The sequence below is a fragment of the uncultured Hymenobacter sp. genome (assembly GCF_964243305.1).
Lineage (GTDB): Bacteria > Bacteroidota > Bacteroidia > Cytophagales > Hymenobacteraceae > Hymenobacter.
On sequence record NZ_CAXTEF010000038.1, the window covers coordinates 32,272 to 42,591 of the forward strand.

Annotated in this window: 10 protein-coding genes; 5 read left to right on the top strand and 5 right to left on the bottom strand. The window is 63.7% G+C overall.

What is annotated here, in order from left to right:
- The 3 genes from ACFE70_RS17135 to ACFE70_RS17145 form a co-directional block, all read right to left on the bottom strand.
- Positions 1 to 764 (bottom strand): LytR/AlgR family response regulator transcription factor (locus tag ACFE70_RS17135; RefSeq protein ID WP_375419003.1); only part of this gene is annotated, 764 nt, incomplete at its 3' end.
- A gap of 247 nt (positions 765 to 1,011) precedes the next feature.
- Positions 1,012 to 2,136: a sensor histidine kinase gene (locus ACFE70_RS17140; protein WP_375419004.1), complete on the bottom strand. Its 1,125-nt coding sequence runs from the start codon at positions 2,134 to 2,136 to the stop codon at positions 1,012 to 1,014.
- A gap of 55 nt (positions 2,137 to 2,191) precedes the next feature.
- Positions 2,192 to 3,175 carry an alpha/beta fold hydrolase gene (locus ACFE70_RS17145; protein WP_375419005.1) on the bottom strand — a complete coding sequence of 328 codons (984 nt, stop codon included), beginning with the start codon at positions 3,173 to 3,175 and terminating at the stop codon, positions 2,192 to 2,194.
- Positions 3,176 to 3,420: 245 nt separating this feature from the next.
- Here ACFE70_RS17145 and ACFE70_RS17150 point away from each other — a divergent pair, with 245 nt between their 5' ends.
- From ACFE70_RS17150 to ACFE70_RS17165, 4 genes are all read left to right on the top strand, one after another.
- Positions 3,421 to 4,320: a DNA adenine methylase gene (locus ACFE70_RS17150; RefSeq protein ID WP_375419006.1), complete on the top strand. Its 900-nt coding sequence runs from the start codon at positions 3,421 to 3,423 to the stop codon at positions 4,318 to 4,320.
- Positions 4,321 to 4,374: 54 nt separating this feature from the next.
- Positions 4,375 to 4,956, top strand: coding sequence for an MvaI/BcnI family restriction endonuclease (locus ACFE70_RS17155; protein WP_375419007.1), 582 nt, complete (start codon positions 4,375 to 4,377; stop codon positions 4,954 to 4,956).
- A gap of 917 nt (positions 4,957 to 5,873) precedes the next feature.
- A complete protein-coding gene (locus ACFE70_RS17160; RefSeq protein WP_375419008.1) occupies positions 5,874 to 7,184 on the top strand; it encodes a PAS domain-containing protein in 1,311 nt (436 codons plus the stop codon).
- 122 nt (positions 7,185 to 7,306) lie between these two features.
- Positions 7,307 to 7,654 (top strand): hypothetical protein, encoded by a 348-nt coding sequence (locus ACFE70_RS17165; protein WP_375419009.1) that lies wholly within the window; start codon positions 7,307 to 7,309, stop codon positions 7,652 to 7,654.
- 100 nt (positions 7,655 to 7,754) lie between these two features.
- Here the strand turns inward: ACFE70_RS17165 and ACFE70_RS17170 are convergent, their stop codons facing one another.
- Both ACFE70_RS17170 and ACFE70_RS17175 read right to left on the bottom strand, forming a co-directional pair.
- Positions 7,755 to 8,255 carry a GNAT family N-acetyltransferase gene (locus tag ACFE70_RS17170; RefSeq protein WP_375419010.1) on the bottom strand — a complete coding sequence of 167 codons (501 nt, stop codon included), beginning with the start codon at positions 8,253 to 8,255 and terminating at the stop codon, positions 7,755 to 7,757.
- 167 nt (positions 8,256 to 8,422) lie between these two features.
- Positions 8,423 to 9,442 (bottom strand): SMP-30/gluconolactonase/LRE family protein, encoded by a 1,020-nt coding sequence (locus ACFE70_RS17175; RefSeq protein ID WP_375419011.1) that lies wholly within the window; start codon positions 9,440 to 9,442, stop codon positions 8,423 to 8,425.
- A gap of 521 nt (positions 9,443 to 9,963) precedes the next feature.
- Here ACFE70_RS17175 and ACFE70_RS17180 point away from each other — a divergent pair.
- The gene (locus tag ACFE70_RS17180) at positions 9,964 to 10,308 is read left to right on the top strand and encodes an AMP-binding protein (protein WP_375419012.1); all 345 of its coding nucleotides are present in this window, start codon (positions 9,964 to 9,966) and stop codon (positions 10,306 to 10,308) included.
- The last annotated feature ends 12 nt before the right edge of the window (positions 10,309 to 10,320 follow it).

The window sequence follows — 10,320 nt, forward strand, 5'->3', positions numbered from 1 at the left end:
TCGCGGCTCACGAGCACGGTTTCGCCGGCGGGTGCGGCGGGCCGGAGGATGGTTTGCAGGCGGGAGTTGGTGTAGTGAATGATGTCGTGGATGGCGGACTGCTGGGCCAGATACGCGCGGTTGAGGCGGAAGAAGCGGCCGGGGTCGAGCAGGCCTTCGAGCTGGTCCATCGTGTAGTCGACCACGAAGCGGCGGCTCTCAGTGGTTTGCAGCAGGGTGGCTTTTTCGAGGCTGAAAAAGTAGGCAATATGGGCCAGCGGCACCACTTTCAGGTGCTCGCCCACGCGCACCACAAACTGCTGCTTGTAGCTGGTGGCGGGCGCCGCGGCCGGCGCCTGCAACTGCTGAATAAGCTGCTGAAGCACGGCCGGGTCGAGCAGGGCCGGGCCGGGTGCCGCGGGGGCCGCCCGCAGCTCCCGCAGCTTGCGCAGAGCGGCGGCCAGCTCGGCCTCGTCGATGGGCTTGAGCAGGTAATCAATGCTGTTGACCTTGAAGGCTTGCAGCGCATACTGGTCGTAGGCGGTGGTGAAGATGACCGGGCAGGGCACGCGGGCCTGCTCAAACAGCTCAAAGCTGAGGCCGTCGGCGAGGTGAATGTCGAGGAAGAGCACGTCGGGCGCGGGGCGGGTGCTGGCAAGCAAGGCCGCGGCCTGCGCCACCGACTCGGCCGTGCCCACTACCGGCACGGGCGGCGTCTGCCGGGCCAGCAGCTCGGCGAGGCGGCGGGCGGCCAGGGGCTCGTCTTCGACGATGATTGCGCGCATATTTTCAGGGAGTTAGGAGTCATTGATAATAAATAGTGAGTAAAAAGGCGGCCCTGCTGCAAAGGTGGCCCTGCTGCGCGCAGCGGAGCCGCAGCATCTCGCTTGGGAAAGTAATCCAGCTTCACTTCACGCCTGAGTTACTGCTGCGAGCGAGATGCTGCGGCTGCGCTGCGCGCAGCAGGACGGTCTATTAGCCTGATTACTTCTCCGCGCGAGATGCTTCGCTGCGCGCAGCAGGACCGCCTTTTTATTCGTCGGCCATTGCCAGCAGCGGCAACACGACCACGAACTCCTCTCCTACCGGGCCAAACGCCAGCAGCTTATCCGTGAAAAAGGCGTAGCGGGCGGCCAGGTTTTCGAGGCCGCGGCCCGAGGCCTCGCCGGGCGCCAGGCGGCGCGGGCGGCGCGTATTGCGTACGGTGAGGGTGCGGGCGGCGGCGTCCAGGCGCAGGTGCAGGCGCAGGGGCTGGGCCTGGTAGGCGGTGTTGTGCTTGATGGCGTTTTCGAGCAAGAGCTGCACGGCCAGCGGCGGCACCATCAGGCCCGGACTCCCTACCCCCCTTCCCGCCGCCAACCCCTCCCACTCCACGCACAGGGCGTCGCCGAGCCGGGTTTTCTGGAGGAAAACGTAGGCTTCGGCAAAGCTGATTTCCTCGTGCAGCGGCACCAGCTCCTGGCTTTGGCTATCGAGCACGTAGCGGTACACCTGGCTGAGCTGGCGGATAAAGCGCACGGCGCGGGCCGGGTCCGGCTCCTCGACCAGGGCGGTGAGGGCATTAAGCGAGTTGAACAGAAAGTGCGGGTCGACCTGCCGGCGCAATGAGTCGAGCCGGGCCACGGCGGTTTCTTTCTCCAGGCGCTCGGCGCGCACGGCGGCTTCACGCCACTGAAAGAAAAACGCCCGGCCGTGGTTGAAGAGCGAGATGATGACCGTCACGATGAGCGGCAGCAGCACCTGCCAGTATATAGCCGCCGAAAAGAGCTGACTTAGTGGCCGTTGCCGCAGCAGCAGCAATACGGCGTTCATGAGCAGAATGACGGCCAGCGAGCCGCCCAGCGACACGGCCAGCGTGAGCAGCAGGCGCCGCCCCGGCCGCACGGTCCAGGCGTAGCGGCGGTTGAGCCAGGCCACCAGGTAGCCGTTGGTCAGCCACAATCCCGTCGAGTACAGCAGGGTGAAGGCGTAGGTGAGGGCGAAGCTGGAGGCGCTGCCCAGCGCCCCTGGGTTCAGGAGCACGCTGACGACCGCCGAAACCAGCAGCAGTATTCGCAGCGCCTTGCCCACGCCGATTACGTTGGCTTCCGGCGGCGAAAAAGCGGCGTCGAGCGTCGTGCCGAAGGGCACGGGCGCAGGGGGTGGGGTAGAGTTCATGAACGACTTTGAACGGTTGAAGCTACGAATCAGGCCGCTGAGAGGCCGCTAGCAGCTAACGGGCCAGGCGGGGCAGCCGGCGCAGAAAGCCGCGCAGGGCCGTGCCCAGCGCCGCCTGGTTTTCGAGCAGGGCGAAATGCCGGCCCGGCACCACCACCACCCGCTGGCGCGGAAAGCGAAACGACCGGTAGTGGTCCGGGCCGGTCACGTAGTCCTGCCGGCCCGTTATAACCAGCACCGGCATCCGCAGGCTGGCGGAGGCGGCCGTAAAATCCGCTAAATACTCCGGGTACCGGCCCTGAAACACGCTGGTGGCGAAGTCGTGGTTGGCCGGCACCCCGCGCTGCGCCCGGCTGATGCGGGCGCCGGTCGAGTCGTGGGCATACATCAGCTGGCCCAGGAGCTTGTGCTGCCCCAGCAGCCCCATCACCAGGCCCCAGCGCTGGGGTAGCGGCGCGGCCGAACCGGGCAGGGGCGGGCGCGGGGCGGCGGGCAGCAGGCCGTAGCCGTAGGGTATGGTAGCTTCCATGCTGGCGGGCAGGTTCAGGATGCTGTTGACCAGCACCAGGGCCTCCACCCGGTCGGGGTGCTGGCGGGCGTAGGCCGTGGCCAGAATGCCCCCGAACGAGTGGGCCAGCAGCACCCAGCGCACCAGGTGCAGGTGCTCGCGCAGCTCTTCCAGGTCCTGCACCTGGCGCGCCAGCGAGTAGTCCTGCCCGGCCGGGCTGCCCGAGCGGCCACTACCGCGCTGGTCGAGGTAAATCAGTTGTAGCCGCTGCCGCGCCAGCGCCGCGCCGGCCAGCGCCTCCACCGCCCCGCTGCCCGCCCCCGGCCCGCCGTGCACAAACAGGCAGGGCCGCCCCTGGCCCGCCACCCGCACATACAGGGCCACGCCGTCGGAAGTGGTGAGCTGCTGCCCGCCGGCCGCGGGCACCACTGAAACCACTGGCGAAATCAATGCCCGCGCCGAAACGGCGGGCTGCGCCGCGGCGGCAAGCGAAGTGGCAGCCAGGGCCAGGGCGAGGAGGGTAGCTTTCATGGGGTAGGGAAATAAGGATTAGAAGATGAGCGGACGGAGGCCGCCGGGGCTGATGATTCAAAAGTGGCGGCCGGCGCGGGGGCCGCAAAACCAGGGTTGCTGAAGCGTCAGTGGGGGCGGATGAAGTGCGGGACAGGGCGGATAACATCTCACGTCCCGGTTCGCGAAACCGTTCTAGCAATTCTGTACCCCCACCACCCACCAGTTGCGCATCACCGTGGGCCTACTACTCAAGAGCCTGCTGCTTGGCAGGGCTGCTCAATCAGTTCGGCTACCTTTGCTTTGCCTTACTCACCGCAGCTCCGATGACTTATCCTAGTAAAGTAGAAGAATCTCTGTTTCCTGATTATGTAACGGCCACGGAAAGCTTTGACGTTAGCCCGGCCTTGAAGTGGGCGGGCGGAAAACGGTGGTTACTGCCTCAGTTGCAACCTATTTGGCAAAAGTTTGCTACTCGCCGGCTGGTAGAGCCTTTCGTAGGCGGGATGGGCGTTGCGCTTGGGTTAAAACCGAAGCGCGCGCTACTATCCGATATTAATGAGCACCTGATAAATTTCTATCAATGGCTGCAAAAAGGGCTATTAGTTGAAATGGAGATGCGAAACGAAGAGACAGCATTTTATGAGGCCAGACTTCGGTTTAACCACCTCATTCGCACGAATCAACAATATTCGAAAGAGGCGGCCAGCCTTTTTTATTATTTAAATCGCACTTGTTTCAATGGCTTGTGTCGCTTTAATAGCAAGAATGAATTTAATGTACCGTTCGGACGCTACAAGAAAATTAATTACACCAGAGACTTCACTTACTACACTGCTACAGTCAACCGCTGGGAGATTCGCCACAACTCATTCGAGTTCAGTAATTTAGGTGACCATGATTTCTTGTACGTTGACCCGCCTTACGATACGCCATTTACACAATATTCCAAGGAGGATTTTGCCTGGGCAGACCAGGAGAAATTAGCGAATTGGCTTTGCCAGACGGACACGCCAATGGTGGTAACCAATCAGGCGACTGAGCGCATCATGCAGCTCTATCAGGACCTGGGATTTTCCGTCACTACGCTATTAGCGCCGCGGCGCATTGCCAGCTCGGGCGACCGGACTCCCGCCTTGGAAATGTTAGCTACTAAAAATCTCTAGATGGAAAGGTCGGACGCCATAGCATTGCTGCAACAGCTTATAAATCACGATTTAGTGCCGCTGGCCAACGAGCACGGCGTAGCCATATTCGTTAATAACAAGAAAAACAAAGGCTGGGCGGGCCATACCCTGGAGCGCTACTTAAAGCTCCCGCTTAACAGTTCCCGAACCCCAAATTTTGGAAGTTGGGAATTAAAATCAACCTCGCTCAAGTATAGAAAAGACGGCCAGCTGGTGGTAAAAGAAACCATTGCCATCACCATGCTGGACCCGGTCGAGGTCTTGCAAAAGGAGTTTGAGGAAAGCCATTTATACACCAAGCTGCGTAAGACGCTTCTGGTGGCCCGCATCCATGAAAGCCAGCAGGAAGAGCGCTCTATTTTGCACAGCATTGCCGCTTTCGATTTAGATGACATTCGATTAGTCAAAGCTTTGAAAGCAGACTATGAGTTAATTCGCGAAGCGGTTCGGAACGGCGAAAAATTATCCGGCGCGCTTGGTCGCTTTATTCAGCCTCGAACCAAAGGAGCGGGTCACGGTAGCACAAGCCGCGCGTTTTATGCGCGTAAAGAGTTGGTAGCCCATTTGCTAAATATTACGCCTATAAAATTCATCGACGATATAGTAGAGTCTTAGCTCATTCTATTTTTAGAATAAATTCTCTACCCCACTTAGTCTGGCGACTGACTCGGATTCGCTTTCTCCTTATTGCATAGGAATGAAAAGACCCACGAATACCATGCGCCCGGCGTCTGAGTCACGCAGCCCTAGAGGCTGCTGGTATCGGAGTGGCAGCGTAGCGGTGGCCGAATACCTGGTTGCGGCCCAACACGCTGGAGCCGGCCACGTGCACGATAGTCAGGTTTTTATGAAAGCTGGTGACGTAACTGAAATAAAGCTGGTGACGTAACTGAAATTCAGACTCAAATCTGGTAGCTCGGCGTTTCAAAGCTTGAAAGTTCGGCGCAGACGACTCGCGGGCTGCCACTGCCGGCCGTGGCGCCCGGTAGCGTATGCAGCTTCCCAAGCCAGTGTTTGCCCACCAATGACCCGTTATGGCGCGCCGCGAACGTAGGCACGGCCGGAACCAGACCGGCGCGTGGCGGGTGTCGGGCAGGCCGTAGCTGAGCCAGTAATTCAGGTTCTTCGCCGACTTACGGTCCTGCGGCACGAGCCCGCAGTGGGGCCGCATGTTGCTGATAATTCGCCGTCAGGGCCACCGGCGATTTCGCCCAGCGCGCCTTGTCACCACCATGTCGTCAAGCTGGGCGCAGCTGGTTTTCAAAACAAGTGGGGGCAGAGAAAGCGAGGCCTGGCCCAGGATTACGGACAGCTCGCGCGGCTCAAAGCCGAGGAGCGCGGCCACGAGCAGCAGCGGCCCGGCGGAAGTGGAAGCGGCCCGGCCAGCCCCTGTCGGCACCGGCGAAGGTCGTTTTTACAAGCACATTCGTACCCGGCAGGGGCTGAAAAATAAGGTCGCTTGTTTTTCAGCGGGCGCGTAATTTTACGTCCGCTCTTTTCCTGATTGGCTGCCCCACGGCCCCGCTCTGCTTATGCCCGATTCTATCCCTGCTATCGACTACCGCGCTCTGTTCCACCGGCTGCCGGACAGCTTCCTGCTGCTGGCCCCGGATGGCACCGTGCTCGACAATACCGATGCCCACGTGCAGGTTTCGCTGCTGCCGCGCGCGCAGGCCGTGGGGCGCAGCATCTTCGCCGCCTACCCTTCGGAGGCGCAGGGCCAGCGCGAGCTGGCCGCCTCACTCACGGAAGTGCGCCGCACCCGCCAGCCCCACGTCATGGACCTGCTGCGCTATGACCTGGCCCGCCCCGCCGAGCAGGGCGGCGGCACCGAGGAGCGCTACTGGCAGGCCTCGCACTTTCCCCTGCTCGACGCGCGGGGTGAGCTGCAATACATCTTGCAGCGCACCCAGGACGTGACGGCGGCCACGCTGGCCGCGCAGCGCGCGGCGCAGGTAGAGCAGGCCCTCGACGAGGAGCAGGACCGCACCCGCTTCATCCTCGAAAACCTGCCGGTGATGATTTGGACCAGCACGGCCGAAGGCGTTTTCGACTACTATAACGCCCGCTGGCAGGCCTACACCGGCCAGACTGCGCAGACCGGCCGCGACTGGCAGGCCGCGCAGCTGGTGCACCCCGACGACGAGGCCCGCGTGGCCCGCGAAATCAGCCAGGCCGTGGCCGCCGGCCGCGAGTACCAGGTTGAGTTCCGCCTGCGCCGCCACGATGGGCAGTACCGCTGGATGCTGGGCCGCAACGTGCCGCGCTTCGATGCCGACGGCCGGGTGACGATGTGGATTGGCGGCGGCATCGACGTGCACGACCAGAAAACGATGGTGCAGGAGCTGCTCGACACCACCGAGCAGCAGGCGGCCCTTTCGGAGCAGTCGTACCAGATAGCCCAGCAAGTCCAGCAGCAGCGCGGGACGCTCTACAATCTATTTATGCAGGCCCCGGCCAGCATTGCCATCGTGCGGGGCCCGGAGTATCGCTACGAGTTCGTCAACCCCAGCTACCAGGCCGCGCTCGGCAACCGCGAGTTGCTGGGCCGCCCGGCCCTGGAAGCCGTGCCGGAGCTGGGCGAGATGGGCCTGGCTTCGGTGCTCGACGAGGTGTACCGCACCGGCGAGCCCTACCACGCCCACGAGGTGCCGCTGGCCTTCGATGAGGAAGGCTCCGGGACGCGGCGCACGGCCTATTTCACCTACGTCATCCAGCGCTTCGAGGAAAACGGGCAGCCGGCGGGCATCACCAGCTACGCCTACGACGTGACGGAGCTGGTCGAGGCCCGGCACACACTGCGGCGCCTGGCCGGGGAGGGCGCGGCCAGCTTCCCCGGCTGAGAAACCACCTGCCCGACGGACCGCCCGTATTTTTTTAGTAAATACCCGGTGCCAGTGCCGTTTCTTTGCGTTTCATTTGGCCCTGGTTGCTAGTCAGATTAGAGCCGCCTTCTGCTTCGGATATGCCGCTCACCGCCCTTGATTTTCAGCAGGCCCGCATCAAGCAGGTGCTGTTCAAGTCGCGGCTGCGCTCGGTGCTCTACGGCGTGCGCGAGCCCGACGCGGCGCTCTTCGACTTCAGCCAGAACCCGCTGGCGCAGTGGCTGCTGACGGTGGCCCGGCCCCGCTTCGGCGCCCGCCCCGAGGTCGGGGCACTGGAGCGCGCCGTGCAGCAGCAGCTCAACACCGGCCACGACCTGGTGCGCCAGTACCAGCGCGGCCAGATGGAGGAAGCCCGCGGCGGCCTCGACAAAATCGACGCCGCCGCCGCCCAGATTGAGCAGCTCTTGCAGCGCTTGGAGCAGCAGTAGGGGGGTAGGGCGCGGGGCTGGCCCCCGCCCAGCGCCCGCGCCTGTCGTTCCCTACCATCGTTCGCGCGCCGGGCGGGCGGGGGCCAGCCCCGCGCCCTACTTACGCCGCGCGCAGCATCCAGATGGTGCAGCCGAAGTGGCCGCTCTGGCCCAGCGGGCCGGGCAGGTAGGCGAAGCCCAGCCGCTCGTAGAGGGGCACGGCCTGGGTTAGCTCGGGCAGGGTTTCGAGGTAAATCTGCTGGAAGCCGGCTTCGCGCGCCCAGGTCAGACTCTGCTCGATGAGGCGGCGGCCCAGGCCGGTGCCGCGGGCGGCGTGTCTCAGGTACACTTTCACCAACTCGGCCACGCCCGGCCCCAGACCGGGGGTAGGGAAAATGCCGACCCCGCCCAGCACGGCGCCATCGGCGGCTTCGGCCACGAAATACTGGCTGCGCGGGGCCTGAAACAGCTCGTGGAGGTGGTCGGTGGTCGGGTCGTAGTAGACCGTGCCGGGCTTGGCGGCGCCAAACTCCGCCAGTGTGGCCCGAATGATGGCGGCCAGCGCCGCGTTGTCGGCGGGCCGGATGGGCCGAATGAGGGGGGTAGGGATAATGGCGGACATGATGAGGACAGGCACTGTAGCGCCGCTGTGCGGACTTGGTGGTCAGGCGAATGCGCCGTTTGGCGATTCGAGTCGCGGACCACCAAGCCCGCACGGCGGCATAAAAACGGCGGGCCGCCTTTTTGCAAAAGCAGCCCGCCGCGAAAGTAGTAACCAGCCGGCCGCTCCTAGAATTGCACCTTATTGATGGTGAAGGTCGGCTGGGGTGGCATGACGGCTATCTTGTCGAGATAGGCGTAGAGCACGTAAGCCTCGCCGTCGCCGCGGCGGGTGAGCGTGGTGGGGAAGGTGGCGCCGGTGGCAAACGTGCCGCTGGCCTGAGCCGTGGCGAAGCCATCAGACGAGGTAAGCCGGAACACGCTGCTCTGCGCGTTAGCGGCCACCAGCAGGGTCTGATTGTTGAGCAGCAGCAGCCCGTCGCCGGCCATCAATGACTGGCTCGTGGCGACGACCGTGGCCGTGGGCGCGCCACTGCCGCCTGAGTTGGTCAAAGGCAGCTTGTAGAGCCGGCCCAGCGTCGAGTGCACCACCAGCAGGTAGCCGTCGGGGTGAAACACGATGCCGTTGAAGCCAAACTGGCCGGGCTGGGTGGCCAGGGCCGCGTTTTCGTAGAATACTGTGGCCGTGCCCGCCGCATCAACCTTGTAGATGATGGGCGAGGAGCTGTCCGTGACGTAGGCGTTGCCCTGGGCGTCGACGGCAATATCATTGGCGAAGTGGCCCTGGCCCGGCCGCAGCACGCCCAGGTCCACGAAGCTGGTGAGCGCGCCGGCCGCGCCGCCGGCGGGCACGTCGAAGATAGCCAGGGCGGCGAGCTGGCCGACGGTGGCGGCCGTGCTGCGGGTGCCGGCGCCGGGGTCCGAGACGGCCGCCAGCAGGCGGTTGCGGCCGGCGTCGAAGTTCAGGCCGATGGTGGAAATCAGCCGGGGGCTGTCGGCAAACAGCGTGTAGGTGCTGTCGCCGCGCACCTGGCCGATGGCGCCGCGCGTGAGCGAGCTGACGAAGTAGCGCTGCCCGGCAGCATCATACTGCACGCCTTCCGGGTACAGCCCTTTGCGGTTGATGGTGATGGTTTGCGGGCTAGCGGCCGGCGCGTCGTCGTCGTCATCATCATCGGAGCAGGCGGTGGCGCCGCCCAGCAGCACGCCCAGGGCCAGGGCCGTGCGCAGTAAGGGAAAGAAACGCATGATAAGGGAAAGAAAAAAGTGGGGTAGAATAAGTAGTCGTAGCGGCCCTGATACGGCCGGCCGATGGCTATAGCTGTCCGGTGCCCGCTAATTTTTGGCTCGCTGCCAACTGCCAGCCCATCGGAAGTGTTTCAACTTGTTATTGGTCTTCCCCAAAAGCCGCCGCCAGTAGCGGGCCCGGCGCGGCCAGCGCGGCCGGGGGGCGACCAGGAAATAGGGCCGGTGCCCGGCCAGTCGTAGAAAGCGGCGCTTTAAAGAAAAAAACCGGTCCTTATGCAGACAAGATAGAAATTTTTGATGTCAGATTATTTAGGCACGACATCTATCAGAAATATTGTTTTATTTTCAACATAAAACCTTTATTGTCAATTTATTGACTAAGGCGGATGCCTTCTGTAATGAGCCTGGCCAACTACCCTAAATCGGGCCAGGCGATGTCTGATAATTTCAACTTTTGTTCTTGTTTTCGGCAGCCGCCGTCGCAGCTTTGGCGCAGCGAAACCGCCTACCCCCCTGCTGCCATGCAACTCAACTTTTGTCAGGCCTTGCTGCCCGCCCTGACGACGCCGCCCGCGCCGGCCGGCGCCCCGGAGCTGGTATGCTGGCCGGGCGATGCGGCGCCCCAGCGCCTGACGGCGGCCGACCTGCGCGCGCAGCTAGTGGCGGCCCAGGCCAGCCTGGTCGGGCAGGGCGTGGGGCCGGGCCAGTCGGTGCTGGTGCTGCTGCCGCTCACCTCCGCGCTGCTCGTGGCCCTGCTGGCCCTGCTGGGCCTGGGCGCGGTGCCGGTGCTGCCGCCCGCCGGCGCCACGGCCGCCGGGCTGGGCCGGCTGATGCGCGGCGCCGGCGGCGATCCCCCGCGCGGCTGAGCGCGCGCAGTC

What these genes read in the sequence shown, in the direction of transcription:
- ACFE70_RS17175 (WP_375419011.1), bottom strand. Translation starts at nt 9,442, where the DNA reads ATGCGTTTCTTTCCCTTACTGCGCACGGCCCTGGCCCTGGGCGTGCTG.
- ACFE70_RS17160 (WP_375419008.1), top strand. Translation starts at nt 5,874, where the DNA reads ATGCCCGATTCTATCCCTGCTATCGACTACCGCGCTCTGTTCCACCGG.
- ACFE70_RS17180 (WP_375419012.1), top strand. Translation starts at nt 9,964, where the DNA reads ATGCAACTCAACTTTTGTCAGGCCTTGCTGCCCGCCCTGACGACGCCG.
- ACFE70_RS17165 (WP_375419009.1), top strand. Translation starts at nt 7,307, where the DNA reads ATGCCGCTCACCGCCCTTGATTTTCAGCAGGCCCGCATCAAGCAGGTG.
- ACFE70_RS17140 (WP_375419004.1), bottom strand. Translation starts at nt 2,136, where the DNA reads ATGAACTCTACCCCACCCCCTGCGCCCGTGCCCTTCGGCACGACGCTC.
- ACFE70_RS17170 (WP_375419010.1), bottom strand. Translation starts at nt 8,255, where the DNA reads ATGTCCGCCATTATCCCTACCCCCCTCATTCGGCCCATCCGGCCCGCC.
- ACFE70_RS17145 (WP_375419005.1), bottom strand. Translation starts at nt 3,175, where the DNA reads ATGAAAGCTACCCTCCTCGCCCTGGCCCTGGCTGCCACTTCGCTTGCC.